This is a genomic window from Providencia huaxiensis (assembly GCF_002843235.3).
Taxonomy (GTDB): domain Bacteria; phylum Pseudomonadota; class Gammaproteobacteria; order Enterobacterales; family Enterobacteriaceae; genus Providencia; species Providencia huaxiensis.
In genome coordinates, this window is record NZ_CP031123.2 from 3,486,327 (window position 1) to 3,513,055 (window position 26,729).

At 42.1% G+C, this 26,729-nt stretch carries 24 protein-coding genes and 4 tRNA genes; 6 read left to right on the top strand and 22 right to left on the bottom strand.

What is annotated here, in order from left to right; translation table 11 throughout:
- Nucleotides 1-3 precede the first annotated feature (3 nt).
- The 9 genes from CYG50_RS17745 to lptM all read right to left on the bottom strand — a co-directional run bounded on the left by CYG50_RS17745 (nucleotide 4) and on the right by lptM (nucleotide 7,921).
- On the bottom strand, nucleotides 4-273 hold the full coding sequence (locus CYG50_RS17745; protein ID WP_102139890.1) for a hypothetical protein: 270 nt from the start codon (nucleotides 271-273) through the stop codon (nucleotides 4-6).
- A gap of 214 nt (nucleotides 274-487) precedes the next feature.
- Nucleotides 488-1,072 carry a 2OG-Fe(II) oxygenase gene (locus tag CYG50_RS17750; RefSeq protein WP_102139889.1) on the bottom strand — a complete coding sequence of 195 codons (585 nt, stop codon included), beginning with the start codon at nucleotides 1,070-1,072 and terminating at the stop codon, nucleotides 488-490.
- Between the two features lie 251 nt (nucleotides 1,073-1,323).
- Nucleotides 1,324-2,088 carry a hypothetical protein gene (locus tag CYG50_RS17755; RefSeq protein ID WP_102139888.1) on the bottom strand — a complete coding sequence of 255 codons (765 nt, stop codon included), beginning with the start codon at nucleotides 2,086-2,088 and terminating at the stop codon, nucleotides 1,324-1,326.
- A 195-nt stretch (nucleotides 2,089-2,283) separates the two neighbouring features.
- Nucleotides 2,284-4,446, bottom strand: coding sequence for a DNA helicase II (gene uvrD / locus CYG50_RS17760; RefSeq protein WP_446000197.1), 2,163 nt, complete (start codon nucleotides 4,444-4,446; stop codon nucleotides 2,284-2,286).
- 87 nt (nucleotides 4,447-4,533) lie between these two features.
- Nucleotides 4,534-5,250, bottom strand: coding sequence for a 5-amino-6-(5-phospho-D-ribitylamino)uracil phosphatase YigB (yigB, locus tag CYG50_RS17765; protein WP_102139886.1), 717 nt, complete (start codon nucleotides 5,248-5,250; stop codon nucleotides 4,534-4,536).
- On the bottom strand, nucleotides 5,250-6,179 hold the full coding sequence (gene xerC, locus CYG50_RS17770; RefSeq protein WP_102139885.1) for a tyrosine recombinase XerC: 930 nt from the start codon (nucleotides 6,177-6,179) through the stop codon (nucleotides 5,250-5,252). The genes yigB and xerC overlap by 1 nt, the downstream gene beginning before the upstream one ends.
- On the bottom strand, nucleotides 6,161-6,865 hold the full coding sequence (locus tag CYG50_RS17775) for a DUF484 family protein (RefSeq protein ID WP_102139910.1): 705 nt from the start codon (nucleotides 6,863-6,865) through the stop codon (nucleotides 6,161-6,163). The genes xerC and CYG50_RS17775 overlap by 19 nt, the downstream gene beginning before the upstream one ends.
- Nucleotides 6,866-6,889: 24 nt before the next feature.
- Nucleotides 6,890-7,714 carry a diaminopimelate epimerase gene (gene dapF, locus CYG50_RS17780; protein WP_102139884.1) on the bottom strand — a complete coding sequence of 275 codons (825 nt, stop codon included), beginning with the start codon at nucleotides 7,712-7,714 and terminating at the stop codon, nucleotides 6,890-6,892.
- 21 nt (nucleotides 7,715-7,735) lie between these two features.
- The gene (gene lptM, locus CYG50_RS17785; RefSeq protein WP_102139883.1) at nucleotides 7,736-7,921 is read right to left on the bottom strand and encodes an LPS translocon maturation chaperone LptM; all 186 of its coding nucleotides are present in this window, start codon (nucleotides 7,919-7,921) and stop codon (nucleotides 7,736-7,738) included.
- Nucleotides 7,922-8,156: 235 nt separating this feature from the next.
- On the opposite strand from lptM, the gene cyaY reads away from it, so the two are divergent.
- Nucleotides 8,157-8,474, top strand: coding sequence for an iron donor protein CyaY (gene cyaY / locus CYG50_RS17790; protein ID WP_102139882.1), 318 nt, complete (start codon nucleotides 8,157-8,159; stop codon nucleotides 8,472-8,474).
- A 43-nt stretch (nucleotides 8,475-8,517) separates the two neighbouring features.
- Here the strand turns inward: cyaY and CYG50_RS17795 are convergent, their stop codons facing one another.
- The gene (locus CYG50_RS17795) at nucleotides 8,518-11,091 is read right to left on the bottom strand and encodes a class I adenylate cyclase (protein WP_102139881.1); all 2,574 of its coding nucleotides are present in this window, start codon (nucleotides 11,089-11,091) and stop codon (nucleotides 8,518-8,520) included.
- A gap of 593 nt (nucleotides 11,092-11,684) precedes the next feature.
- On the opposite strand from CYG50_RS17795, the gene hemC reads away from it, so the two are divergent.
- The 5 genes from hemC to CYG50_RS17820 all read left to right on the top strand — a co-directional run bounded on the left by hemC (nucleotide 11,685) and on the right by CYG50_RS17820 (nucleotide 16,396).
- Entirely contained in the window at nucleotides 11,685-12,629 is a 945-nt protein-coding gene (gene hemC / locus CYG50_RS17800) for a hydroxymethylbilane synthase (RefSeq protein ID WP_102139880.1), read from the top strand.
- On the top strand, nucleotides 12,626-13,381 hold the full coding sequence (locus tag CYG50_RS17805; RefSeq protein ID WP_102139879.1) for a uroporphyrinogen-III synthase: 756 nt from the start codon (nucleotides 12,626-12,628) through the stop codon (nucleotides 13,379-13,381). The genes hemC and CYG50_RS17805 overlap by 4 nt, the downstream gene beginning before the upstream one ends.
- 3 nt (nucleotides 13,382-13,384) lie before the next feature.
- Entirely contained in the window at nucleotides 13,385-14,653 is a 1,269-nt protein-coding gene (gene hemX / locus CYG50_RS17810; protein WP_102139878.1) for a uroporphyrinogen-III C-methyltransferase, read from the top strand.
- Between the two features lie 2 nt (nucleotides 14,654-14,655).
- The gene (hemY, locus tag CYG50_RS17815; protein WP_102139877.1) at nucleotides 14,656-15,849 is read left to right on the top strand and encodes a protoheme IX biogenesis protein HemY; all 1,194 of its coding nucleotides are present in this window, start codon (nucleotides 14,656-14,658) and stop codon (nucleotides 15,847-15,849) included.
- Nucleotides 15,850-16,168: 319 nt separating this feature from the next.
- Nucleotides 16,169-16,396 carry a hypothetical protein gene (locus tag CYG50_RS17820; RefSeq protein ID WP_102139876.1) on the top strand — a complete coding sequence of 76 codons (228 nt, stop codon included), beginning with the start codon at nucleotides 16,169-16,171 and terminating at the stop codon, nucleotides 16,394-16,396.
- A gap of 866 nt (nucleotides 16,397-17,262) precedes the next feature.
- On the opposite strand, the gene CYG50_RS17825 is transcribed toward CYG50_RS17820, so the two are convergent.
- From CYG50_RS17825 to rfbA, 12 genes are all read right to left on the bottom strand, one after another.
- Nucleotides 17,263-17,339: transfer RNA gene (locus CYG50_RS17825), tRNA-Pro, on the bottom strand.
- Nucleotides 17,340-17,368: 29 nt separating this feature from the next.
- Nucleotides 17,369-17,454, bottom strand: a tRNA-Leu gene (locus tag CYG50_RS17830).
- A gap of 15 nt (nucleotides 17,455-17,469) precedes the next feature.
- Nucleotides 17,470-17,545 (bottom strand) — tRNA-His (locus CYG50_RS17835).
- Between the two features lie 79 nt (nucleotides 17,546-17,624).
- A tRNA-Arg gene (locus tag CYG50_RS17840) sits at nucleotides 17,625-17,701 on the bottom strand.
- 166 nt (nucleotides 17,702-17,867) lie between these two features.
- Nucleotides 17,868-19,244 carry a bifunctional threonine/serine APC transporter ThrP gene (thrP, locus tag CYG50_RS17845; RefSeq protein ID WP_102139875.1) on the bottom strand — a complete coding sequence of 459 codons (1,377 nt, stop codon included), beginning with the start codon at nucleotides 19,242-19,244 and terminating at the stop codon, nucleotides 17,868-17,870.
- Between the two features lie 289 nt (nucleotides 19,245-19,533).
- Nucleotides 19,534-20,271 carry a lipopolysaccharide N-acetylmannosaminouronosyltransferase gene (gene wecG, locus CYG50_RS17850; RefSeq protein WP_102139909.1) on the bottom strand — a complete coding sequence of 246 codons (738 nt, stop codon included), beginning with the start codon at nucleotides 20,269-20,271 and terminating at the stop codon, nucleotides 19,534-19,536.
- Nucleotides 20,272-20,325: 54 nt separating this feature from the next.
- Nucleotides 20,326-21,681 carry an ECA oligosaccharide polymerase gene (gene wzyE / locus CYG50_RS17855; protein ID WP_094962456.1) on the bottom strand — a complete coding sequence of 452 codons (1,356 nt, stop codon included), beginning with the start codon at nucleotides 21,679-21,681 and terminating at the stop codon, nucleotides 20,326-20,328.
- Nucleotides 21,678-22,763 (bottom strand): TDP-N-acetylfucosamine:lipid II N-acetylfucosaminyltransferase, encoded by a 1,086-nt coding sequence (locus tag CYG50_RS17860; RefSeq protein ID WP_102139874.1) that lies wholly within the window; start codon nucleotides 22,761-22,763, stop codon nucleotides 21,678-21,680. Before CYG50_RS17860 ends, wzyE begins: the two co-directional genes overlap by 4 nt.
- On the bottom strand, nucleotides 22,760-24,010 hold the full coding sequence (wzxE, locus tag CYG50_RS17865; RefSeq protein ID WP_102139873.1) for a lipid III flippase WzxE: 1,251 nt from the start codon (nucleotides 24,008-24,010) through the stop codon (nucleotides 22,760-22,762). The genes CYG50_RS17860 and wzxE overlap by 4 nt, the downstream gene beginning before the upstream one ends.
- Nucleotides 24,010-25,140 (bottom strand): dTDP-4-amino-4,6-dideoxygalactose transaminase, encoded by a 1,131-nt coding sequence (rffA, locus tag CYG50_RS17870; protein WP_102139872.1) that lies wholly within the window; start codon nucleotides 25,138-25,140, stop codon nucleotides 24,010-24,012. The genes wzxE and rffA overlap by 1 nt, the downstream gene beginning before the upstream one ends.
- The gene (gene rffC, locus CYG50_RS17875) at nucleotides 25,127-25,867 is read right to left on the bottom strand and encodes a dTDP-4-amino-4,6-dideoxy-D-galactose acyltransferase (RefSeq protein WP_102139871.1); all 741 of its coding nucleotides are present in this window, start codon (nucleotides 25,865-25,867) and stop codon (nucleotides 25,127-25,129) included. The genes rffA and rffC overlap by 14 nt, the downstream gene beginning before the upstream one ends.
- Nucleotides 25,845-26,726: a glucose-1-phosphate thymidylyltransferase RfbA gene (gene rfbA / locus CYG50_RS17880; RefSeq protein ID WP_102139870.1), complete on the bottom strand. Its 882-nt coding sequence runs from the start codon at nucleotides 26,724-26,726 to the stop codon at nucleotides 25,845-25,847. Before rfbA ends, rffC begins: the two co-directional genes overlap by 23 nt.
- Between the last annotated feature and the right edge of the window lie 3 nt (nucleotides 26,727-26,729).

A 26,729-nucleotide genomic window follows, 5' to 3' on the forward strand; every position in this document is an offset into this window, starting at 1 on the left:
AACCTATTTAAAATCATAAAAAATCGAACTATTCAATTTAGATGAATAACCGCCTACTTCAATCACTGATAAATAGTCTTTTTGCGCTGGGAAATGATTTACATTTTGAATTAATGATGACATATCATTATTAGAATTAACTATCACAGTATCGCCTATATTTTTCTCACTTAATTCCTTCAATGCTTTTTCTAATTGGCGCTCATACTCTATAACGCTAACACCTTGTTGGGATTGTTTAGAACCATAACCAAATTTATCAGTATCGTTCATTTATAAACTCCTTTTATATAATTGATTAACAGAATAGAAAATACAGTCAATAATTGAATATTAAAACACTAAGACTCGAATAACTTTAATATCAAGAAAAACAAAAAATCAAATTAATATATTGAAACCGCTGTTATAAAATTTGTTGTATGTATAAATAATGAGAATACTTCTATCAGCCACCTCAGTCAGAGGTGGTAATAGCCTGAACGGATTAGAGTATTTTTTCTGTTAAAAACCAACCAGCAATGCTTTCTCGTTTTTGTTGAGTCGGTAACACTTCATGTGGAAATTCTTCAGACATGAAAAAAATCATTCGGCCAGCCCGAGGTTCTAGTTCAAACAGTTGATTGTTTTCTTTGTCGTAGACAACAAGTTCACCGCCATCTCCTGTTTGCCATGTTTCATTCATATATAAAACAGTAGTCACCTTACGACGCCCTTGTCCTCTTGGGTTATCAAGATGCTTTTTATAAAATCCACCATTAGGATAACGGCAGAAATGCGTTTCAAAATCACGTAGCCCTAGATAAAGCTGGCAGTTCAACTCTTGCCTTATCTGTTCCATTTTATCGAGATAATGGGTGATAGGCGCCCCCATTTCAGGCTCTAACCAAATAGTTTGATCAGCGCGAACAGCTTTATTACCTTGTAATGAATCTCTATGCCCAATACGTGCATCTTGCAATGTGTTTGGTATGCATTGTTTTATCGTTTTAATATCTGACAAGGTCAGAAAATCGTTCCACACATACCAACCTTGTGAGGAAAGTGAATCAATGAGTTTATTGATAGACATGATGAATATAAGAATGGTTATTAGGTAAGATTTTATACTTTATTGTCGGAAAAAATTAAAATAAAAAACGTGAATCTTGATGATTCAACAACTATATCGATAATTAATCCTAAAAGTAGGCGTTCTAAATGCAGGCTTTCGAGTGAAATCTACTATATTGATACTAAATGAATTCCCCCCTCGATAGGATATTAATTAAGGGGCCTCGCGGTAACCAGTGAGCCCCCCAACCAATTAGCAAGATGATATCTTTAGTGTGTTATTCCACACATTGCCGTTCTTCCGACACAACCTTTAATTTGAATGATGGGTTTTTGATCCAATATTGGTGAATCAATACTTGATGAAGCATTACTCTCATAAGCCGGTTTGAATCCTACAATTTGCTCAGCGAGTGTATCTGGCTGTTGGAGTTGAGTAGGCGATGATGTAGGTATTTTCATATCTTTAAAGAAATGTAATTCAATATTTAAACGCTCTCGATTCATTTCTTTCATTAACATTTCAACTTCATAAATCTCTTTAGCTAACTCATTACTTTTCCTATTGAAACTAGAAATAGGTGTGAAAATCATGCCCCGTAATCCGCCATGATTAATAAAATCTATTTTCTTGAAATTATTTTCTGGCTGATTCCAACTCTCATTATTTTGCAAATCTTGATTGACTTCCTTGATATATATATCAATTTCAAATTGACTATAATGCCAATTTTCTTCTTTCAAATCGGTAAGCATGGATTCTTGCTTTAATAACATATCAGAAATTTGTTTTACTTTATTATACTGCTCAGATAAATTTTTCATTATTTTAACTTCAACCGTATTCATGGTATTTTTAATTTTATCCGAATCACGCCTTTTAGATACTAACAAACCCTCACGAACAGAATCCATTCTCTCTATTGATTCATCAGCACTATTATTTACACTAATTAATAACTTATTAACTCTTTCTATTTTCAACCTAAGTAAATCTAGATTTTTATTTATATTTTCAAAAATTTCATTTTCCATATGAATAATCTCCATTAATTAATTAAATCAAAAATGAGAATAAAGATTATCGCAAGTTAAAATAAAAAACAAACAGTTTAAATATATCATTAATTTATAAAATAAAGGATACATTATTCAGTGTTATATAATTTCTATTATATTTATTTGTAGATTAGTACCGCAATTCTTCGCGGTACTATATTGAATTGAGATCTACAGCATTTCTAGCCGTGCATAAGAAGCCACCAGCCATTTAATCCCTTGCCCTTGGAAAGCGATTTGTAGACGACAGTGCTCGCCACTACCTTCTAAATTAATAATCGTGCCTTCACCAAATTTTGGGTGCATCACTCGTTGCCCTAATGAATAACCCGAATCATTTTGGCTAATCGGGGTTCCAAGACGCTGGTGGCTAACAGGCCGAGAAACTGTCGCTCTTAAACGTACTTCTTCCACACACTCGGTGGGTAATTCACCGATAAAACGTGAAGGACGGTGATAAACTTCTTTACCATATAACCGACGGCTTTCTGCGTAGGTGATCGTGAGTTTTTCCATTGCTCGGGTAATACCGACATAGGCAAGGCGACGCTCTTCTTCAAGGCGACCGCTTTCATCCATCGACATCTGGCTTGGGAACATACCTTCTTCCATTCCCACAATGAATACAACTGGAAACTCTAGACCTTTAGCTGAATGCAAAGTCATCAATTGAACCGCATCTTGACTGACATCCGCTTGCCCGTCCCCCGCTTCCAATGCCGCATGAGAAAGAAAAGCCTGCAGTGGCATTAAGTCTTGGTCTTCATCTTGATAACTAAAGTCACGAGTCGCGTTGACTAGCTCTTCCAAGTTTTCAATACGTGCCTGTGCTTTTTCACCTTTTTCTTGCTCATACATCGCTCGTAAGCCTGAGTCATTAATCACTCTATCAGCTTGAACGTGTAATGGCATGTCTTGGGTTTCTTTAGCTAATGCATCGACTAATTCTAAGAAACGCTCAATTGCAGCGGCTGCCCGCCCTCCCAAAACCTGCTCGCGAAGTAAGTACTCACAACTTTCCCATAAGGTCAGTTGTTGATCCCGTGCAGTTTGGCGAACAGTATCTAGTGTTCTGTCCCCAATCCCGCGTGTTGGTGTATTGACCACCCGTTCAAAAGAGGCATCATCATTGCGGTTTGCGATCAGCCTTAAATAAGAAAGCGCATCTTTGATTTCTTGGCGTTCAAAGAAACGTTGCCCACCATAGATACGATATGGCATAGCACTTTGGATGAGCGCTTCTTCCAATACACGAGACTGGGCATTACTACGGTACAGCATCGCGCAATCTTGTAAAGCTCCCCCATTTTCATGCCATTGCTTAATACGCCCAACCACATAGCGGGCTTCATCTAACTCATTAAAAGCACAATAGAGGGAAATTGGCTCGCCATCTCCACCTTCCGTCCATAAATTTTTTCCTAAGCGGTCACTATTATTCGCGATCAATGTATTCGCTGCTTTTAATATATTATTCGTTGAGCGGTAGTTTTGCTCAAGACGGATAGTTTCTGCACCAGGAAAATCATTAAGAAAGCGCTGGATATTTTCGACTTGAGCGCCACGCCAACCATAGATTGACTGGTCATCATCACCAACAATCATGACTTTGCCTGTATCCCCCGCGAGTACACGGATCCATGCATATTGAATATTATTGGTATCTTGGAATTCATCGACAAGAATATTGGTAAAACGCTCACGATAATGCTGCAATACATGAGGCTTGTTTAACCACAGTTCATGGGCACGTAATAATAGCTCAGCAAAATCCACGAGCCCGGCTCTATCACAGGCTTCTTGGTAAGCTTGGTATACTTTTAGCCATGTGGCTTCGACTGGGTTTCCGTAAGCTTCAATGTGCTGAGGACGCAGACCCTCATCTTTTTTACCATTGATGTACCACATCCCCTGACGTGGTGGCCATTGTTTTTCATCTAAATTCATCGCTTTAAGTAAACGACGAATTAAACGGTATTGGTCATCGCTATCGAGAATTTGGAAATCTTGGGGTAAATTGGCATCCATATAGTGTTGGCGCAATAAACGATGCGCTAAGCCGTGGAATGTTCCTATCCACATTCCGCCTTCACTGGTTCCAATCAATTGATTGATTCTGTGCCGCATCTCTGCCGCTGCTTTGTTCGTGAACGTCACTGCCATAATTGAAAATGGAGAAGCATTTTCCACAGACATCAGCCATGCGATTCGATGCACTAGCACCCGAGTTTTACCACTACCCGCCCCCGCAAGGACAAGTAAATTGGTACGCGGTGCGGCAACCGCTTCGCGCTGTTTGTCATTAAGACCTTCAAGCAGATAAGAGACGTCCATAGTTACCATCAAAGCAAAACAGTGGCTAACACCACTGTGAGGTTATTGACAATGGCGATTGCCACTGTTTTTTTATACAGTAAATGATTATACCAATGATAAGAGAGAATCCAACCGCGAAATTTCCACATGCGGTAATAAACGCACCTCTTTCTCTTCCATCAGTGTTTTTTGATTTGTGTTGATCCAGCAGGCTTGCATGCCGCTGTTAATTGCACCTTCAACATCCGTCAGCAAGTTATCCCCAACATGAAGAATAAACTGTGGCTCCATCTCAAGCCGCTTCGCAGCTAAACGGTACATATCACAAAATGGCTTTGAGCGGCCGTCGGGCCCTGCTTTCAATACAAATTGAAAATATTGGCCTAACCCACATGCTTCAGGTTCTGCATTTCCATTAGTAATCGCCACCAGCGGAACTTTCTCTGCGAGCTGACGCAGTGTTTCATGGGTGGATTGCGGGATATCGATTCTATTTCGCCAATATGTGAAGTGCGCCATGATATCATCCGCCCCTTTTTGTGCGGCGTCTTTCGAGTAACCATAATGGCAAAGCATCATTTTGGAAGAAAGCCAACGCCAGCGTGATATATCATGATAAATATCAGGCTCTTGTTCTTCAACAAGACGCCGAAAAGCATAAAGATCTTCATTATTAAAATGATTAAAGCGCGGGTCATATTCACGAACAAAACGTAAAACTTCTTCTTCCGTTTTATCAATAACGGGATGGTTATCGTAAAGCGTGTCATCCAAATCAAACGTGATCGCCAAAATGGGTGATAACGGACGGTAAAAATGCATTAAGGTTTCTCCCTCTTTGCTCTCGGATGAGCCACATCATAAACGTTTGCTAAGTGCTGAAAATCAAGGTGCGTATAGATTTGTGTCGTCGATAAATTTGCATGCCCAAGAAGTTCTTGCACTCCACGTAAATTCCCACTTGATTCAAGGATATGTGTCGCAAAAGAGTGGCGTAATTTATGGGGATTAATGTGGCTATTAACCCCTTGTTTTATTCCCCATTGCTCAAAACGTTTCTGTACGTTCCTATTCGAAATACGTTTACCGCTTTGGGTTGAGATAAAAACAGCGTCATCTTCTGGGTCATAGAGTTCTCGCATCTCAAGCCAACGCTGCAGCCAGCTCACCGCTGTTTTACCCATTGGCACTCTGCGCTCTTTGCTCCCTTTTCCCATCACCCACACTTCACCCGTATTTAAATCAAGATGACGAACGTCCAGCCCAACGAGCTCAGATAACCGTAACCCCGCACCGTACATCACTTCAAGCATTGTTCGGTCACGTACAACAAGGGGGTCGCCACTATCCATATTCAACAGTTGGGAAACTTCATCCACATCCATATTTTTAGGGAGACGCTTTTTAGATTTAGGGGCATGGATTGCTTTTGCCGGGTTTGCTGGTAGTTCCCCTTGATGAACCATCCAATCAAAAAAACTACGTAGCGATGATAACCGCAACGCCATACTTGCCGCTTGCAAGCCCGATTTACGACTTTTAGCGGCAACATTGCGCACAATAGTCGCATCCACTTTTTGCCATTCGTGGATATTTAAGGAGGCTAACATTTCCACGATAACGCTGAGTTGGCGGCGATAATTAGTGATAGTGACAGGGCTTAGCCGGCGTTCAACTCGCAAATAATGCAGAAAAGCTTCAATTTGGCTCATCAGCCCTTCTGGCTGATTTTTTACAGGCGTTCTATCCATTGGCATAATAACCTCGGTAGAATTTGAGCGACTTTTTCCAACATGACTGTTCCCATATCATGTTGATAGTGTTCACGATCCCGGCTAGTAAAAATGACCATACCTGATTCACCGTGATGACCAAACAGTGAAATAGCGACTGAGCCGACATTTAATGCATCTGGTAAAAGTAGTTGGATTTCAGGGCCATTTAGCCGACCGAGGTAGTTACGGTTATCGCCAAACCGTTGAATTCTTACGGGTTCAAAGACACGACGCGAAATAACTAATTGATGTGCATCCATAGGTGCGGACAAATGCCAGCTATCACTAAACAAGCGTACCTGAGCACCAGATAAACCCAGCCTTTTTGCCCAACGATTTAGTGCTAACAGCATTTGCTGTAAACTTTCTGCTGATGACATTTCAATCACCAACACTAACAACTCTTCAAAAAGCTCCACATTTTCATGGGCTTGTTCAACCATAAAACGAATATCTTGTTCGAGCTCTTTGATTTTCAACCGTTGACGGCTCATCACTAACTCAGGCAATGAAATCGCTTCCCGCACGACATGTGGGACTTTTAGTTGCTCCAACAGTTGTGCATTACGAAGAAAAAAATAGGGGTTTTCCGTTAAGTAGCGCACGACATCAAGCTCATCAATCTGATGAACCAACTCCTGTGCTTTTTTGGTTTTATCCATTTTTCCCTCTTCAGCTATTCAAAATTAGAGTTGAATGACTCCGTCATAAACATGCGTTGCAGGGCCTGTCATATAAAGTGGCGACCCTGGGCCTTCCCACGCGATATCTAATGAGCCCCCCGGCAAATCGACTTTGACCCGCTTCGCCAGTAGCCCTTGAGTAATTCCAACTGCGACAGCCGCGCATGCTCCGCTACCACAAGCTTGAGTTTCCCCAGCCCCGCGTTCATAAACACGCAAGCGAATGTGGTCAGCGCTGATAATTTCCATAAAACCAATATTGGCACGTTCTGGAAAACGCTCATGATTTTCTAAAGCGGGACCTAAAACTTCGACTTCTGCCGTATGAATACTTTCAACTTGAATCACACAATGCGGGTTACCCATTGAGACAACCCCACACAACACTGTACGTTCTTGTGCTCGAATAATATAGGTCTTTTCTTCTTTGACGGCGCGAAATGGTACTCTCTGCGGTTCAAAATCAGGTTCGCCCATATTAACGCTGACATCATCATTCTCATTTATGGTTAATGTCATACGGCCGGACTGAGTACTGACTTTAATTTTTTGCTTATTCGTTAAGCCTTTGAGCCTAACAAAACGAGCAAAACAACGGGCTCCATTGCCACATTGTGCAACTTCACTGCCATCCGCATTAAAAATACGATAATGAAAATCAAGGTCAGGGTCATAAGGAGCTTCAACTAATAGTAGTTGATCGAACCCAACGCCTGTGTGCCTATCTGCTAACCGACAAATCAATTCAGGCGAAAAATACACATTTTGTGTAACACCATCGACAACCATGAAGTCATTGCCTAAGCCATGCATTTTAGAAAATTGCATTTCACGCTCCATTGAGGCGACTTACTGATTATTTGTGGTTTGAGCCGGCTCTTTGGCAGTACTGTCTTGTGCGGTAGGTTGCACATCAGATGCCTTAGCCAGAGCTGCAGTTTCTTCCGGCGGAAAATACAACGGGCCTTTTAAGCCACAGCCAGAAAGGGTAAATAAAACAACTAGTGCACTAAGCCCAATTAAACTTTTTTTCATTCTTTTTCGCCCGTAATACTTACTTTTGACATCTGATATTTTACACAATAACAGGAGTGGCCTCGCAAATCACGCCTGTTTATCCAGCATGCTGATATTATATACTTTAGGCTAAATTTAGTCTGAAATTTTTAGTGGGTATGCTTAGATTGACCCCAATGTAGGTTCCCTCCTATAATTTCAATTAACAATAATAATTTCAATTAAACCATTGTGAGCAAACAGGAAATTAATCGTGAATGACAGCGAATTTCATCAGCTAGCCGAAACGCTACTAAGCAGCATCGAAGAGCATTTAGATAACTATGAGGGTGATGCCGATATTGATTGTGAAATCAATGGTGGTGTGATGACGCTTAGTTTTGAAGATGGCAGTAAAATTATTATCAACAAACAAGAGGCATTCCACCAAATATGGTTAGCAACTAAACAGGGTGGGTACCATTATGATTATAAACAAGGTCATTGGATTTGTGACCGCTCAGGGCATGAATTTAAGACTAAACTAGCCGAGGCAATTGCTTTTCAAAGCCAAGAGCCCTTTTCATTCTAAGCGTTACGAGTTTAGACGGTGGGCAGCGTTATACTGCCTACCATCAATAATAGTGCGCTTGTGGGTGCTGCGGTTGGCTCGAATGCATTTCATACCCAATGTCATCATCTTCTGCCGTAAATGGCCATGTCCCGCCAGAAAATGCAACAACTTGGTTTTTACCGTCTTGATTAATGATTTGGTAAAATTGCGGTAAATTGAAGTTGATAAAGTTTGCACCATAGGTAAACCGGTCGTGGGAAGAAGAATAGAATTTACTCACATCACGGACAAGATCTTCTTTCGACCCTTCACAGTGGGAATAAATTTCAACCCGATTCGCTTCATCTAAAACATAAATATTAAAACCGGTATTGTCTGCGGTATTTTCAAAGAAAAACTGTACAATCCCTTCACTCGCATAGCCATCAACAACGGCAGGCAAATGGTTGTCACTCTTCGCCTGAAGTTTAACTGGCCAGCCATGCAGCTTGTTATGGGAGATAGCCCCATAGAACTCAACCGCATTCTCAAGTTTTTGTACGGATACATTCAGGCGCTCAAAGAATAAACCCCACGTTTGCCCCGCGATACGTAATGCTTTAAAACGCCCAGGGTCATTTCGGTTGCTCGATAAACGTAATTCAACACACTCAGATATTAGCTGTTGTACACGGGTACGAATCAACCCACGTAAGTGCTCACTATAACAAAACACCTCGACCGCTTCAGGAGGCGATGCATCTTGATGCATTTTCCCTAAAATGGTCTTAAGTGCTTCTAACATGCACTGTTCTCCGCTGAAATGTAGCGTTCTTACCTCATTCCACGAATTGCGATATAACAAATCAATGCTACCGATCAGGCATTGTTGTGATTCGCCAAAACTGAAAATATCCAGTTTTCTAAAATCAACATGAACGACTTGCTCTGAATATACCTGTGTTGGGTCTTTTTCTAAATTAACAATGATTGCAAGATGGCGAATTTCACACGGGCTATAAAGCGCTTTTGGCGTTGGGGCGGGCAACCTGATAGGAAAATGACTTGAAACATCGTGCATTAGCTCAAGCAGTTTTCGTTCATCACACTGGGATTTCCCATTATGCATATAAACTTGGGTTGTCTCAGTCAGCAGACCATTAAAATACGCCCACGCCACTAATTTATTTAAATAGCGGTTATATTCAAGAGGTTGATGCCCAATAATAGCATCAATATTTGGTGCTTGGTTATACAGATACCAACCACTCCGGTTCGCGCGCCCTTCTGGTACATAAATAAAGGTGAGATGCGCTTCGCTTAAATCAGGTGAAATTTGGGGGTTAACTAATGTCACCTTACCAGGAAGGGCCTCAAAAGCCGCATATAATTTACGGGTTAATACCCCAATATCTTGTGGGCTTGCACTAACACTTAAATTATTTCTACGCGCAAAACGAATAAGATTACGATAACTTTGCATCATCGTGTCAAGTAACTCGTTATGCGCCTCACGGACACGCTCAATTTTCCACTGATTACGCGTATCGAGTATCGACAAACGCGCTGATCCCCACCCCCATGATTCAACCAACTGAGACAACACATCACGGCGCCAGCCTGAGCACGTGTTAGCGTCTTCTTCAGACAGTTTTTCACACACTTTCAAGTAGAAACAGCGACGGATAAGATCAAGGCGAGTTAAATCATTAATTTCAGTCAGGTAACGTGTCACTCGCTCTAACATTAAACAGTATGAATCCAAGCCGTAACACACGATTTCGCCAGCATGTAAATGACGCTTAAACTCCATCGCTAATAGTTTGCCATTGGGATAGTCCCATGAATAGGACTCCAGCAAGATACTCTTCAACACGGCTTTATAGGGGGAATCGACACTTTTGTACAACTGCCATAGGCTTGCACCGAAATATTCCGCAGCAGAAAGTTCGCTTAACCCGCCTAAATCAAGCCATTCATTAGGCGTTAGCACGCCTTGTGCATATAACCCCATAACATATTCATCGTAATGCTGCTCTTCTTCAACCGGTACCATGGTCCACAGCAAACGTTTACCCGCCATACGCACAGCAGTTCGATAAAATTCATCTAATAATAGAATGTGTTGCGTTGAACCACAGTTCTCCCCACCTATATGCCCACTGGCATGATGACGAAAACGATTTTCATCGATTAGAAAAACAGTGACATCAATGCCTAAAGACGCTGCCCACTGTTCAATTAAGGTGCACTTCTTTTGCAAAAAACGTTTTTCTTCGTGGTCTAACCAAGAAGGATGACAAACCCAAACGTCGATATCTGAACACTGACTTTGCCCAACAGATGAAGTACTCCCCATTGAGTAAATACCCGTAATCGGTAATTCACCATTCGTTTCGGTTTCAATCGTGGGCAGAAAACGCGCAAAAGGTTCCAACCATTTTTTTTGCTCTGTATCAGGAGAGAAAAAACAGACACCATGAGGCACATTACCTTCAATAAAACCAGGTATCATTGGATGATGATAATGAAACAAGACAGGCAGCAAGCTATAAACCTTCGAGAAGGCTTCACTCATAGAAGCTGTTGCACGTTCCAACCGTAATTGGTTTATCGCATCCAGTCTTTGTTTTAAGGTTTCAATATAGAGATACAAAGGTTACGCCTGATTGAATGAAAGTAATACAAACCGGAGAATTTCCCAGCACCCAACAGATAGAGATAGATTTAAAATAATTTTCAAATGGATTGTCGGAAACGTGATCAATTTAACACCTTGCATCAAAAGGGTAAAGTAGATCACATAATTTTACGCGCTTATTTTTGATACAAAATGCTTTTCAACATATTGTATAAAAAGGCTTTTTATTTTTTAATCTGTAAAATATCCCTTGTTTTTCAATGGAATAATTTCTTTTTACCCAGTTGTTTAGTAAAAAAGCAAAATAGAATGATATTAAGTACAATACGCACAGCGTCTGTGCTTACACGCTTCAACACGAATTAACAGAAAACACAGAATGTTCCACGCAAAAAATAGCACGATAAGCTAAAGAAATCACTTAATAGCAGTTCTAGGTCATCTCATTTTGAATCTCTTTCTTGCATCATGGTAGAAAAAGTGAATCGGTGATAAACGATTCAAAGAGGTTTTTTTCACCTAACTGGAAAAAATATCCTTAACATGTTAAAACTAATGCCAATTGTATGGTTAATCTGCGGCATTCTTCGCCAGAGAAAACAGTAAAAATGACATCAACAAATATCGTGCGTATTGCAACGCGCAAAAGTCCTCTAGCCCTATGGCAAGCACACTTTGTCAAAGACAAATTAGAGCAGCTTCACCCGGGCTTACAGGTTGAATTAGTCCCTATGGTGACAAAAGGCGACATCATCCTTGATACACCTCTCGCGAAAGTTGGCGGAAAAGGGCTGTTCGTCAAAGAGCTAGAACTTGCTTTATTGGAAGGGCGCGCTGACATTGCCGTTCACTCGATGAAAGATGTCCCTGTTGAATTTCCTGAAGGCTTAGGGTTAGTCACGATTTGTGAACGTGAAGACCCTCGAGATGCCTTTGTTTCAAACCACTACGATAGTCTTGATGCATTGCCAGAGGGCTGCATCGTCGGGACATCGAGTTTACGCCGTCAATGCCAATTAAGGGAACTCCGCCCTGATTTAGTCATTCGCGACTTACGCGGCAATGTAGGAACACGCCTATCAAAATTAGATAACGGTGAATATGACGCTATTATTTTGGCCGTTGCAGGGTTAAAACGTTTGGGGTTAGAAATGCGAATTAAAACCGCCCTCGCTCCAGAACAGTGCTTACCTGCGGTAGGCCAAGGAGCGGTCGGTATCGAATGCCGTTTAAATGACAGTAAAACCCGTGAGTTACTTGCGAAGCTAAATAATAACGCAACCTCAACCTGTGTCCTTGCTGAGCGTGCGATGAATATGCGCCTTGAAGGCGGTTGCCAAGTCCCCATTGGCAGTTATGCTATTTGGCAAGATGACAAAATATGGCTGCGTGCCTTGGTGGGAGCCCCAGACGGCAGCGTGATTATTCGTGGGGAACGGCTCGTTTCTCCAAGCGAAGCTAACCAAGCAGGGGTATCATTGGCTGAAGAATTACTTGAGCGTGGTGCAAGGGAAATTTTGGCGGATGTCTATCAAGGAAACCCGCCTGCATGAAAGTGCTTGTCACTCGCCCTGAGCCTGCAGGTTCAGAGCTGATCACGGCAATCACTGCCAAAGGGGGAGAAGCCTTCTCCTCCCCTTTAATTCACATTGGCCCCGGCGCTGAATTAAATACCCTTATTTCTCAACTTGATAGCCTTACTGTGAATGATTTAGTCTTTCTTTTATCTAAAAATGCAGTCGAATACGCAAATTTAACGCTTGAACAAATGGCCCGTAGCTGGTCAGATAAGTTATCTTACTATGCAATTGGTCGTTCTACAGGGCAGTTTTTTCAACGGATAACCGGTAAAAATGTACGTTGGGCAGAGCAAGGGGAAACTAGTGAAGTACTCCTAACCCATTCGGATTTGCAGTTTCTTGAAGAGAAAAAAGCCCTGTTATTGCGTGGAAATGGCGGAAGAGAACTGCTTGCATCGACATTAAGGTCTCGTGGCGCACAAGTCGATTATTGTGAATGTTATGCAAGGCACCCTGTTCATTATGATAAAACCCAGTTCAATGACCAATGGTTTCAAACCGGTATTACCGATGTTGTGATCACTAGTGGTCAAATGTTAGCCTTGTTAGAAGAATTAATCACTGAAGAATACCAAACTTGGTGGTTTTCCCGCCGCCTACTTGTCGTCAGTGAACGGATTGCAGACCAAGCCCGCAAAAGTGGATGGCAAAAGGTCTGTGTAGCTAATAGCGCAGATAATAATGCTTTATTAGAAGCATTAATTTCAATCGATATGGGATGCTAATTTATGACGGAACACGATAAAACAACCGAGACGGTTACCCCAGAAGCTGGCGCAGAACAACAGCGCCCAAAAACTAAACCTTCTTCGGAACAAAAACGTTCTGGTCTGATAGGCGGTGTAATTGCTATCGCTATTATCATCGCTATTGGCGGTGGGTTGTACTATTTCACCCAACAAAGCAATATTAATTTAGCTAATGAAAACAATGAATTAAAGCAAAAGCTAAGTGACTTAGTCGAACAACAAAACTCAGACAGGCAACGGTTAGACGCACTAATTGCGGCTAATTCTGAAATAAAAAGCCATTCTCGTGAATATGAAGAGAACCTCAACCGTCGCATGCAAGAGTTGCAAGCACACGTCACGGCATTGTCCAGCGCTGATGTGAAGAGTTGGCTACTGGCCCAAGCTGACTTTATGGTCAAAATGGCAGGAAGAAAGCTGTGGAATGACCGCGACCCAGTAACCGCAGCCGTTCTGTTAAAAAGTGCAGACTCAAGTCTGGCAGAAATGAATGACCCGAGCCTACTCGACATTCGTAGGTCAATTAACAGTGATATGGCTAAATTAGCTGCGATCAACCAAGTTGACTATGACGGTATTATTTTACGTTTAAACCAGCTAAGTAATGAAGTCGATAACTTACGATTAGCGGATTTAAACAGTGGCGACGCGAAAAGTGAAGACAACGCTGACGTTAGCGATGACATCTCAGATTGGAAACAAAATTTGGCGCGTAGCTGGAAAAGTTTTGCAAATGACTTTGTCACAGTACGAGCTCGTGATGGCTCAGAAGCCCCGCTTCTAGCCCCAAACCAAGATATTTACCTACGTGAAAACATTCGTTCTCAATTATTAATCGCAGCGCAAGCTGTACCCCGTTATCAAGAAGCCACTTACAAACAGTCATTAGAACAAGCTTCGACATGGGTAAGAGCCTATTTTGATACTGAAGCGCCTGAAACTAAAGCGTTCTTATCAACCATTGATGACTTAATCAATCAGCCGATTGACATTGAAATGCCTGACACCTTAGAAAGCCAAGAGAAGCTAGACAAAGTCATGCAAACTCGGGTTCGCAGCTTACTTTCTCAGTCGTCAGACAACACAAAAGTTAACGATGGTGCTGTTGATGCCGCAGCGGATGCGCCTGAAGTGTCAACAGAGGCGGCGGCCGATGCCGCAGTTCCTGCCACGGATACACAAAAAGCAGAATCAGCTGATAATCCTCACCCTTTTGAATCAGCAGAGCCTGCTGGCAATAGGGGGTAATTATGATAAAAGTCCTGATCCTATTTATAGTACTTATTGCCGGGGTGATCTTAGGCCCATTATTAGCAGGTCACCAAGGTTATGTTTTTATTCGTACTGACAATTATGACATCACAACCAGTGTAACCAGCCTCGTTTTAGGCTTTATCCTGCTCCAATTTGTGCTGTTGTTCCTCGGTTGGTGCTATCGTCGCTTTATCAGTACAACATCACGTACCAGAGGTTGGGTAAGTGGTCGTAAATACCACAAAGCACATACTCAAACACAAAAAGCGCTATTGAAATTAGCAGAAGGTGATTTCGAACAGGTTGAAAAGTTAATGAGCAAACATGCTGATTTCTCTCAACAACCCGTGATTAACTACCTAATGGCAGCTGAAGCCGCTCAACAACGTGGTGATGAATATCGCACTCACCAGTACTTAGATAGAGCCGCAGAAGCCGCGGGAAGTGACCAACTTCCCGTTGATATCAGCCGTGTCCGTATCCAATTAGCGGAAGGGGAAGTCCATGCTGCTCGTAATGGCATTGATAAACTTCTCGACAAAGCTCCAAGGCACCCCGAAGTACTGCGCCTCGCGGAACAAGCTTACTTACGTTCAGGCGCTTACCAGTCGCTGATTGAATTACTTCCGGTCATGGCCAAAGTACAGTTACACAATGAAGATGAGCTCGATGCACTGAAATTAAAGGCTTACAAAGGGCTGATGAACCAATATATGGCTGAAGGGGGTAGTGATGGGCTAAAAGCTTGGTGGAAAGCACAGCCTCGCCGAGTTCGTCATGAAACCGCATTGCAAGCTTTCTTAGCTGAACATTTAATTGAATGTGGTGATACTGCAAGTGCAGAAAAAATAATTATTGATGGCTTAAAACAGCAATATGATGAACGCTTGCTTCTGTTAGTACCGAAACTTAACAGTGAACGCCCTGAAGTTATCGAAAAAACCCTTTTACATCTGCAAAAACAAAACGGTGCCACCCCATTACTCAACAGTACATTGGGCGTTTTGTCGCTACAACACGCCCAATGGGACAAAGCAGAAACCTACTTTAAAGCTGCTTTGGCTCAACGTTTTGATGTGCAGGATGCATCATGGTTAGCCGATGCGTTTGACAAACAACATAAGCCTAGCGATGCGGCAAAAATTCGCCAAGACGCATTAAACCACTCATTAAAACAAGAACGAAACTAATACTCTTGTTTAGCCTCTTCTAAAAACTCCACTTATTTTAGTGGAGTTTTTTTATTCATAAGCTTAACTGCAACTACATTTACCTTCCCAAATAAAAACACAGAAAACAATTTAAATGCATTGCTTTAATCGCATTAAATCATCATAAAAAGAGAATATGAGGTTTATGATTGGCAACATTACAGATCAATAACTCAATGTTTAATCAATAATCGTTATTTAAGGATCAGCAAAACACACTTGGCTATGTTATAAAATAAACACATAGTGTATAAAGCTTTATATACATCTTTGTTTTGAATGAATTAGGGATATCGATATGAATGTAATTAAAACTATTTGGCGCTGGATTATTGCAACCCCAAACCGTTTACAAATATTCTTTGATCTTCTGCTGCTAGTATTATCACCTTTTGTTTTTATTATGGTTATTGGGTTTAACACCGAAGATCTTAGTAAAGACATTTTCATTATTACATTCATTATCCTCTGCTATACCTATATTACTCGCTGGTTCAGTAAGTGGTTTAGTAAAGGTAGAAGCTAATACCTGTTTTATTTTCAGCCTCTTAGTTATTTTCTAAGGGGCTAAGTATTTTGTATAGACAAAAAAAACACCTGCACAAGGCAGGTGTAAAATACAATCAGGTCTACAGACGGATGGTGCCTCACTCAACGTTTCGCCCGTTCGTTGATGGTAAGAGGATGAGCTCTTGATCATCTAAGTTGGACAATAGGCACCGATAATCGGCTTTGCGTCATCTCTGGGTTTATGAAGCTTCGCTGTCATAAGAAGTGAGATGAGCATCTACATATAGAATAATGCACAATGCATGCCAACTTTTTTTAAATGATATTTTTTAAGCTCGCTCTTTTAACTTCTCTCTCATCCCTCCGGTTTTACACATAATTTTTCTTCTTGGAAGTCAACCTCTCTAACATTAAAGAATGTACGCATCTGTTGCCCATATCTTGCTGTACTATTTTGTCGCAGTTTAGAGACACCATAAATGAGTTATTTATATTTTCTTATAAATCAATAGGTAATATGTCGCCTTTTGGCGACATCAATATAATGGATTGTATCTATTCTACGACACTAGCGAGATAGCCTGTTAAATTACAAATAAAAACAAGCAATTAACTATATCCAGTCACTAATTGAAAAACACCCTGAATATACTCTAGATAATTCTAGTTATGGCTAAACCGCAAATGAAGATATCCCGATGAACATACATAAGTATGTGACCTAGGTAGCTGAACATAGCCAACAACACACGGTTTGAAGTATGAAGTATGAAGTATGAAGTATGAAGTATGAAGTATGAAGTATGAAGTATGAAGTATGAAGTATGAAAGTATAAGAATAGAAAGCAAAAAACCCGTCGATTAAGACGGGTTTCTTTAAATTGGTCGGCGAGAGAGGATTCGAACCTCCGACCCACTGGTCCCAAACCAGTTGCGCTACCAAGCTGCGCTACTCGCCGAATTTTTTAGTACTCATTACATTTCTTCGTGGTGCGAAAGGGGGGACTTGAACCCCCACGTCCATAGGACACTAACACCTGAAGCTAGCGCGTCTACCAATTCCGCCACCCTCGCAATATCACAAAAAAATGGGGTGGCTAATGGGACTCGAACCCACGACAACTGGAATCACAATCCAGGGCTCTACCAACTGAGCTATAGCCACCATAACTTCACTTTTTTCAAAGCGTTGCTATATTACTACATACAACGTCATTTTGCCAACCGTAGCGAAGCGCTAAAACTGGTGCGCCCGACAGGATTCGAACCTGAGACCTCTGCCTCCGGAGGGCAGCGCTCTATCCAGCTGAGCTACGGGCGCTTAACGCCGTTGCGGGAGAGGATAGTACGGATTTATCCTCCTTCTGTCTAGTCCTTTTTGAAATAAAAATATCGATTGCTTGCCTTTTATCCATTTCGTCGAGAAAGAGAGCATATTTACCCTCTTTTCACTGTACCGCTAATAAAAATCAACCAAAATACGGCGATTAAACTTTTGCATTACGGTTATTGAACAGACGAATGATGAAATAAAGCAGGGAAACGCCCCCTAAAAAGATAGCTCCCACGATTAAAGATAAGCGAGTATCTGGGTTAATCGCCATTCCAACCAAAACGCAGGCTAAAAATAGTAAGGTTACATAGTTAACCCACGGAAAAAGAATCGATTTGAAAGGGTGTCCGATAAGTTTTTCTTTGTTTTGTTGTCGAAAACGGATTTGACTGGTCAATAGCACTAGCCAAGGCACCATTCCGGGTAACACACTCGCACTATAGACATACACAAAGACTTTCTCTGGATTCGGTATGATGTAATTCAGGCTTGATCCGGCCACTAAGCAAAGGATAGTAAAACCTACACAACGTGCCGGCACACCGTTCTTTGTTAATTTCAATAATGAGCGAGGCAACTGTTTATTTTGCGCTAAGGCATACAGCATCCGTCCACCACTATACATCCCGCTATTACAGCCAGATAACGCTGCGGTTAACACCACAAAGTTAATCACCGCTGCGGCAGATACAATACCGACTTTCGCAAAGGTGAGAACAAATGGACTACCTTGAGAACCCACTTCAGTCCACGGAAACAGCGTTACAACAATAAAGATAGCGCCCACATAAAAAATTAATATGCGCCATAAAATATTATTGATCGCCTTTCTTAACGTGACTTGAGGATTTTTCGCCTCACCCGCAGTGATCCCAACCAGCTCAACCCCTTGATAAGAGGCCACAACGATACACAAAGCAAATAAGAAGCCTTTCCAGCCCCCGGCAAAGAAACCACCATGTTCGGTAAGGTTCGCAAGCCCAATCGGCTCAAAGTTATTACCCAGACCAAAAAAAATCAGTCCTAAACCAATTAAAATCATCACCACAATCGTGGTCACTTTGATCATGGCAAACCAGAACTCAAGCTCTCCATACAGCCGTACAGCGGCTAAGTTAGCTAATGCCACTAATACCACTGCAATAATGGCAAAAATCCATTGCGGCACATCAGGGAACCAATATTCGGCATATACGCCAATGGCCGTGATCTCAGAAATACCGACAGCCACCCACATAAACCAGTAGCCCCATGCGGTGAGACATCCCCAAAATGGACTTAAATATTTATAACCAAACGAAGCAAAAGAACCCGTTACAGGCTCAAGAAATAGCATTTCCCCCATTGAGCGCATAATGAAGAAAACAAAAATTCCTGCGATGATATAAGCCAGTAAAACAGAAGGTCCCGCCCATTTTAGTGTACTGGCGGATCCCATAAATAACCCAACGCCAATAGTTCCACCGAGCGCAATCAGCTCGATATGGCGTGCTTCTAACCCACGTTGAAGCCCCTGCTGTGGATTTCCCATACATACCCCTGTCAAAGTTAGATATTTAAAATGCAGTTTTAATTGAAACTCAGTTAGTAATAATCACTGCAATTATTTGAAAAGCATTAATTAGGCGATTAAAAAAATGCCATAGCCGCAAGATTAAGCACAAACTGGTGCGAATATGATTATTTTTGAGGGATTATAGAAATATTTGAAGGAAGAGACCAGTAATTCGGAGAATTCAGACCGCAAGCAAAAGTTTAAGCCTACTTGCGGTCAGTAAAATACATCGATAATAACGATAAAAATCAAATAATTACAAAAATTACAGCTTGCCACCGTAATAGTAGCCTAAAAATTTCAGTAATTTAAACTGACGAGTAATACGAGAAGGTTGAGATAATAAGCGATACAACCATTCCAGACCTAAGTTTTGCCAAACTTTCGGGGCGCGTTTAACATGCCCTGTAAACACATCATAAGTCCCCCCAACACCCATATATAACGCATCAGGGTGGACTGTTCGGCAATCACGCATGAACAGTTCTTGTTTCGGGGAACCCATCGCAACAGTAACAATTTTGGCACCACTTGTACGAATACGTTCGAACAATGCACTTCGGTCTTCAGCAGTAAAATAACCGTTTTGCGAGCCAACAATGTTCACATTCCACTGCGAGCGCAGCTTGCTTTCGGTTTGTTCTAGGATTTCTGGTTTGCCACCCACTAAGAAAACCGGCGTACCTTCTTTACCGGCTCTTTCCATTAAGCCTTCCCATAAGTCAGCACCAGCCACGCGGGAAACTTCAGCTTGGGGATATTTACGGCGAATAGCACGGACAATACTAATTCCATCAGCATACAAATATTCGGCTTGGCCTAGTAATGTATTTAAAGCCGTATCTTGTTCAGCGATCATCACTTTTTCTGCATTAATCGCAACGAGTGTTCCCGTTTTCGTTTTCCCATCAGCAAATAAGTAGTCTAAAAAGTGGGCCATATCTTTAAAGCCCCAAATATTATGACCACGAATACTATATTGTGGAATAGATGATTGTGGAATAGATGACTGTGTAACTGATGAAGACTGAGTTGATGACGATTCCATGATACTCCTTTAGCGGCTTTCACGCTGTTGGCTTCTTAAAAAAGAAGCTGTTTTTGTGCGAATAAGCCCTGCACTTTCAAATAACCAATACAGTAATTTTGCTAACACCAGACACAGTCCGAATATTAAGCAAAAGAAAACCACCCGTGAGACGAAAGAATCCACGCCTTCACGCGCTAAAACAATAATGTTAAAAATGGCGCCAAAACAAAATGCCTGCATAATGGCGGCCTTATAGCGATTCGGTTCTTTCAGGCTCATGCCATAGATCCAATCAAACCATTTGATGATAAGCCCCACAACGATGGCTCCGAGTGGTATAAAAATTACCCCGCCCATCACCACTAATGAACCAATCAGTGTTGGCGAAATTGCCAGCCCAGAATGGTTGTTGAGCACTTCCCACGTAAAATAGTTGGCAGAATTCAATACCGTATCTGGACGTTCTGGCCAAACCCAAGAAGGAATAAAAACATAAAAGTCACGGATAATCGGCGCTAGGCCTTGAAAATCCATCTCATCGTAATGACTCAGCAGCAATGCTAAGTTTTCCCACGGGGAGAATGTGTCCCGCGTTAAGTACAAGAAAGTGTAATACGCTTCAGCACCACTGACATCTAGGCCATAGCGTTTTAAGGCTAACCAGAACATCCCTACAATACTGGCGACCCCAGCCGCGGCTAGCATCCACAGCGTAATCCAACCTCTGACAATCCCAATAAATAAGAACAGCGCGAAGGCAATAATGATGTTCGCTCTTGTTCCCCCGACGATAACATAGGTTAAGAAACCAAATGCGACGGTACTAACAAGAAAGAAAATCCAGCGTTTCTGTGTTGGCCGCAAGAAATAAACAATCAACATTGCAGGAATGAAGAAATAGAAAAAGCGTTTTAATGCCACGCCAGAAACTTGGCTGGAGAAAATTTGGCTATAGGATTTTAACTTAAACAGCAAAAAACCGTTCTGCATGAAAAAGATACCTACTGTCACGACAGCAATCAGAATCAATAACAGACAGGTTAAATTCGTTTCCACTTTGTTCATGCTAAACAACGCGCGGCGTGGTGCATCCGGTTGCCTAGAAAGCCGTGTTTTATAAGCGACATAATAAATCGCATAAAAACTAGTTGCCGCTAGTTGGGCGTAAAGTAAGTAATCCGCCTTAACAACCGCAACATCAAATTGAAACACTAACGCACAGGTTAATGGAAAACCAAAGTAAAACGTCAATAAATACAGCATTGAGAAGAAAATATTGAAGTTAAACCGAGCACGTAAAAACTCTTTGTATAGCAAAGTACCAATAAAAATAATTGATATCAGGTAGACCAGTGCTAAGCCGCCTAATTCCGTCAGCGTCATGCTCGCTCCTCCACGGCTCTGAGAACGGCTTTCCAGCCCTCAGTAAAGTTGGGAGCAAAAAATTCAATATGGTGTTTATCTAATAAACTCATTTGGCGCTGAGCTTCGTCCACCAGCGGTATCGTCAGGTTGTCACCATAGAAAAACACAGGGACATTTTGAGCAGTTAAATCCTGCCAGAACGTATTTTGACGGCTGATTACAAACGGAATGCCAAATTGGATCAGCAAACAAACCGTCCCCACCCCTTGTTGGCGATTAAAAATAAAATAGCCAAGATCACAGGATTTGAGCAAATTCAGGTACTCGCTAAATTCCATGCGCTCTTTCAGGATTTCGACTTGTCCTGAAGTAAACTCACTATTTGCAGCCTGTTCGACTTGTTCAATATAGCCTTGGTTATTGGCAGGATAGCCCATTGGGACAATCACCTTAACCTCATCACCAAATTGCTGTTTAATCGCACTCAGTGCCTCTACATGGCGATTCGAACGGTCACCTGAGTTACCCAACAAAATAGTCAGTTGAGCGCCTTCACGCACCTTAGGCTCGCTTATTGTTAATGCGGGGTCCATTCGTGTTGGAAAATACAACACTGTCGCAGGTACTTTCGGGTTCGACTGGTGGAAATAACACAAATCCCCGCGTGTAGCACACACGTGCCCTACTTTTTTCTGCGCTAGACGACGTAAGATATAGAATAACTTAAATTTTAATGAGCTAGACTCTTCATAGAGGTCAGCTCCCCATATATGCCACCAAAACTGATGGGATTTAATTTGGCCAAATAACAGCGCTAGCCAAATAGGCGCATTGAATTGCCCATGAAAGAAAAAGCGAGTACGGCGATTTGCCTTGGCACGCTGTATAACACTATTGGCAATAGCCTGTTTATTCGCAAAAACATCTATTTTTAGCTGAGGATAAGCGTCAGCAAGCTGCGCATCGTCGCTTACGACCATAAAATGCGGTGTTGATGACGGAGCGATTTCTGCTTGGCAAATGACGTCATTAAAAAACGTCAATACCGTCTGATTGTGGTGTGGGAGGTTCGATCCCAGTACATGTATTAAGGTTGTCATGCTCGCCTACGGTAAATCAAAAATACGCAACAACATAAGGTAAAATAGACAATATAAGTGGCCATATAAGCCTGAGTTGCACCTACTGCGCCATGTTCAGGGATTAGCCAATGCGCAAAACCCGTTAATAATATAAATTGACTCACTTCAGTAAGGACATAAAAACGCAATGCGGCTTTGGCAATAACCAAATAGCCAAATACGTAAGCCCCCACTTTCAATACATCGCCGACCAGCTGCCATGCAAACAGGTCTCGCATACCTGTAAATTCTTTTGAGAACAGCAACCAAATCGCAAAATCACGTAGTAACCAAACCGTAAAACTGACAACCGCAACGGCAGGTAAAACAAATTTCAATGCTTTAACAATTTCGGCTGAAATTTCATTTTTATGTTGCAAACGCGATAAAGTCGGCAACAAATACACTGAAAATGTCGCGGTAATAAACTGCAAATAGGCGTCTGAAATGGTGGTCACACCGGTCCATAACCCCACTTCATCCCAACTATAGGTTTGGGCGAGTAGGTTTCGCATCATGATATAAGCGACTGGCAACGTGACTGCTGTTAACATCGCCATGACCGTAAATTTGCCTAAATTAGTCGCAATCGCTTTGTCCCATGCGGGCTTCAATGACGATAACGCAAATTGCTTACGTTTAATTACCATCCCAGCCGCAGGCAGTACCACGAGTGCAGGCACTAATGCTAACCCTGCGAGAGCGCCTTCATACCCACCAACCAGATAGCATAAATAATAGGCAACAACTCCGATTATGCTACCCAAAATAATGGCTAATGCGTTTGCCGATGCGTCTCGGTAGCCCTTCAAAATAGCCAGGAAATAGTTCGCATACGCGATACCCATTTGAATTAAAGCGACTATTTGAATAACCGAGCTGTATTTTTCACTATCAAACAACGCTACGCTGATTGGCGCACTGCAAAGTAAAAAGATAAGCGCAAGTAGCGCTGAAAACCCTAGAATAATCGTCGATGACGTTCCCAGAACCGCACGTAATTTTTGTGGGTCTTGGTGGTGCTCTGCAACATATTTTGTGACACCATTGAAAATCCCTGCACCAGATAACACCCCTAGTACAGTAATCAATTGGCGGAAGTTACCCGCTAGCCCCACACCGCTGGGCCCAAATGAGACTGCAAACAACTTAACGATTAACAGGCCTACCCCGATTTTAATCAGGGTAGAGCCAGCAGTCCAAACCGATGCTTTAGCAAGAGACATTAGGCAAAGAACGCTTTGATTCGCTCAATGACTGTCTGCTGTTCATCATCAGTCATGTTGTAGAACATCGGTAAACGCACTAAGCGATCACTTTCTGATGTTGTATATTTATCTTCACCATGGAAACGGCCAAACTCGATACCCGCAGGGCTAGTATGCAATGCAACATAGTGGAATACCGTCAAAATACCATGGGATTTCATATAATCATTGAACTCGGTACGCTCGTCGATATCTTTAAGTTTGATATAGAACATATGGGCATTGTGTTTTAAGCCTTCTGGCACAGTTGCTAAGACTAAGCGTCCTGCATCAACCAATGGCTGCAACGCTTCATCATAACGTTTCCATAGTAGTAAACGGCGGTCGTTAATTTTGTCCGCTTCTTCTAACTGTGCCCATAGGTAAGCCGCTTGCAAATCAGACAACAAGTAGCTTGAGCCGATGTCACGCCATGTGTATTTATCCACTTGGCCGCGGAAAAATTGGCTACGATTCGTCCCTTTTTCACGGATCACTTCAGCACGGCTAATCAAGTCTTTATCATTAATCAGCGTTGCCCCACCTTCACCGCCTGAAGAGTAGTTTTTCGTTTCATGGAAGCTATAGCAACCAATGTGGCCGATGGTCCCCAGCGCTTTGCCTTTATAGGTCGACATCACACCTTGTGCCGCGTCTTCAATCACGAATAAATTGTGTTTTTTCGCAATGGCCATAATAGTGTCCATCTCACAAGCAACACCTGCATAGTGAACAGGAACGATGGCACGCGTACGTTCAGTGATTGCGGCTTCAATTTTAGTTTCATCAATATTCATGGTATCTGGGCGGATATCAACGAATACGATTTTCGCGCCACGTAACACGAATGCATTAGAGGTTGATACAAAAGTAAAGCTTGGCATGATAATTTCATCACCCGGCTTAGTATCAATCAGGATCGCCGCCATTTCTAATGAGGCCGTACAAGATGGCGTTAACTGCACTTTCGGGCAATTAAACCGTTTTTCCATCCATTCTTCACAACGTTTCGTGAAGCCACCGTCACCACACAGTTTGCCACTTTCCATGGCTTGTCTCATATACTCTAATTCAGTACCTACAACGGGTGGTTTATTAAATGGAATCATGTTGTCCCCTGTATAACCAATAGGCGGTACTGACAATTGCTGCACCGCTACGTGAATAAAGATTTAATGCCGCAACATTACTGATTTGCGTGGCCACATTTAACTGTCTTTTTTGGTGTTCCACACACCAATTAAATGCTGCTGACATCAACTTACGCCCCACACCTTGCCCTTTCGCTTCTGGCATTTTCGCTAGTAGGCCAACCCGCGCAGTTTCAGCATCCAGATGCCGTAAACTCACAAAGCCCAATATCGCACCAGACGCATCTTTAATCAGTAAACAAGTGTGGTCAAACGTGCCAAGTACTGATTTTTCTATCCACAACGCATAAAACTGACCGCTATCACCATCACGATACCAAGGTGCTCTAAAGCGGCTTTTGCTAAAGACAGACTCAGCGGCTTGTCGCAACGTAGGAATATCATCCACTTGTGCGACAACAATGCGATCTTCCGCTGTTAAACCTGCCTTTAAATAAGCATTTTCTGTGCCAATAGTCAGCGCGAAATCGATTTCACCTTCAACAAATGAAAAACCCATACCGGCTAAATCGTCAATCAGCTGCGTTTCAGACGCAGCGACTTTTGCTTGCACGATATCGTATTCATTTATTTGATAAGCAAGGAGGGTTTCGAGATTATCCCCCGTAAAATTCAACTTTGCCGTTGAGCGATGAAAAAATTCGCTCTCCCATGGCAAGCTCTCAATACTGGCGCGGACGGACACGTAATAAATCCTCTAAATATTGCCCATAACCTGTTTTTTTCAGCTGTTGTGCTGAAAAAGCGACTTGTTCATCTGTCAGCCAGCCGTTACGCCACGCGATTTCTTCCAAACAAGCAACTTTGAAACCTTGACGTTTTTCAACGGTTTGCACAAAGGTTCCCGCCTCAATGAGGCTATCGTGGGTGCCTGTATCTAACCAAGCAAAGCCGCGACCGAGCAATTCAACGTTTAGTTCGCCACGTTCTAAGTACATTTGGTTAATCGACGTAATTTCTAACTCGCCACGTTCAGAAGGTTTGACTTGTTTAGCAAATTCAACCACTTGTGAATCATAGAAATACAGCCCTGTCACCGCCCAATTCGATTTAGGCTTAACGGGTTTTTCTTCAATCGACAGTGCTTTAAAATTATCGTCAAATTCCACGACGCCAAAACGCTCAGGATCCATCACTTGGTAACCAAAAACCGTTGCGCCTTTTACTCGTTCAGCAACAGATTTCAATTTTGGGCTAAATGAATGGCCGAAAAAGATATTGTCGCCCAATACTAAACAGCACGAGTCACCATTGATGAACTCTTCACCGATGATAAACGCTTGCGCAAGGCCGTCTGGTGATGGCTGCTCCGCATAGCTCAGCTCAATCCCAAACTCGTGGCCATCCCCTAATAAACGCTTAAACATCGGCAAGTCGTCAGGGGTAGAGATGATTAAAATCTCACGGACTCCCGCTAACATCAGAACTGAAAGCGGGTAGTAAATCATCGGCTTATCGTAGATAGGCAATAACTGTTTAGAAATACCGCGAGTGATAGGATGCAAACGCGTCCCCGACCCTCCCGCTAATATAATACCTTTCATACT

Excerpts from the sequence above, each read along its gene's own strand:
- CYG50_RS17860 (WP_102139874.1), bottom strand. The coding sequence starts at position 22,763 with ATGACAACCTTAATACATGTACTGGGATCGAACCTCCCACACCACAAT.
- rfbA (WP_102139870.1), bottom strand. The coding sequence starts at position 26,726 with ATGAAAGGTATTATATTAGCGGGAGGGTCGGGGACGCGTTTGCATCCT.
- wzxE (WP_102139873.1), bottom strand. The coding sequence starts at position 24,010 with ATGTCTCTTGCTAAAGCATCGGTTTGGACTGCTGGCTCTACCCTGATT.
- yigB (WP_102139886.1), bottom strand. The coding sequence starts at position 5,250 with ATGCATTTTTACCGTCCGTTATCACCCATTTTGGCGATCACGTTTGAT.
- hemY (WP_102139877.1), top strand. The coding sequence starts at position 14,656 with ATGATAAAAGTCCTGATCCTATTTATAGTACTTATTGCCGGGGTGATC.
- CYG50_RS17750 (WP_102139889.1), bottom strand. The coding sequence starts at position 1,072 with ATGTCTATCAATAAACTCATTGATTCACTTTCCTCACAAGGTTGGTAT.
- hemX (WP_102139878.1), top strand. The coding sequence starts at position 13,385 with ATGACGGAACACGATAAAACAACCGAGACGGTTACCCCAGAAGCTGGC.
- xerC (WP_102139885.1), bottom strand. The coding sequence starts at position 6,179 with ATGGATAGAACGCCTGTAAAAAATCAGCCAGAAGGGCTGATGAGCCAA.
- thrP (WP_102139875.1), bottom strand. The coding sequence starts at position 19,244 with ATGGGAAATCCACAGCAGGGGCTTCAACGTGGGTTAGAAGCACGCCAT.
- wzyE (WP_094962456.1), bottom strand. The coding sequence starts at position 21,681 with ATGACGCTGACGGAATTAGGCGGCTTAGCACTGGTCTACCTGATATCA.
- uvrD (WP_446000197.1), bottom strand. The coding sequence starts at position 4,446 with ATGGACGTCTCTTATCTGCTTGAAGGTCTTAATGACAAACAGCGCGAA.
- hemC (WP_102139880.1), top strand. The coding sequence starts at position 11,685 with ATGACATCAACAAATATCGTGCGTATTGCAACGCGCAAAAGTCCTCTA.
- lptM (WP_102139883.1), bottom strand. The coding sequence starts at position 7,921 with ATGAAAAAAAGTTTAATTGGGCTTAGTGCACTAGTTGTTTTATTTACC.
- dapF (WP_102139884.1), bottom strand. The coding sequence starts at position 7,714 with ATGCAATTTTCTAAAATGCATGGCTTAGGCAATGACTTCATGGTTGTC.
- CYG50_RS17755 (WP_102139888.1), bottom strand. The coding sequence starts at position 2,088 with ATGGAAAATGAAATTTTTGAAAATATAAATAAAAATCTAGATTTACTT.
- CYG50_RS17820 (WP_102139876.1), top strand. The coding sequence starts at position 16,169 with ATGAATGTAATTAAAACTATTTGGCGCTGGATTATTGCAACCCCAAAC.
- rffA (WP_102139872.1), bottom strand. The coding sequence starts at position 25,140 with ATGATTCCATTTAATAAACCACCCGTTGTAGGTACTGAATTAGAGTAT.
- CYG50_RS17775 (WP_102139910.1), bottom strand. The coding sequence starts at position 6,865 with ATGGATAAAACCAAAAAAGCACAGGAGTTGGTTCATCAGATTGATGAG.
- CYG50_RS17805 (WP_102139879.1), top strand. The coding sequence starts at position 12,626 with ATGAAAGTGCTTGTCACTCGCCCTGAGCCTGCAGGTTCAGAGCTGATC.
- CYG50_RS17745 (WP_102139890.1), bottom strand. The coding sequence starts at position 273 with ATGAACGATACTGATAAATTTGGTTATGGTTCTAAACAATCCCAACAA.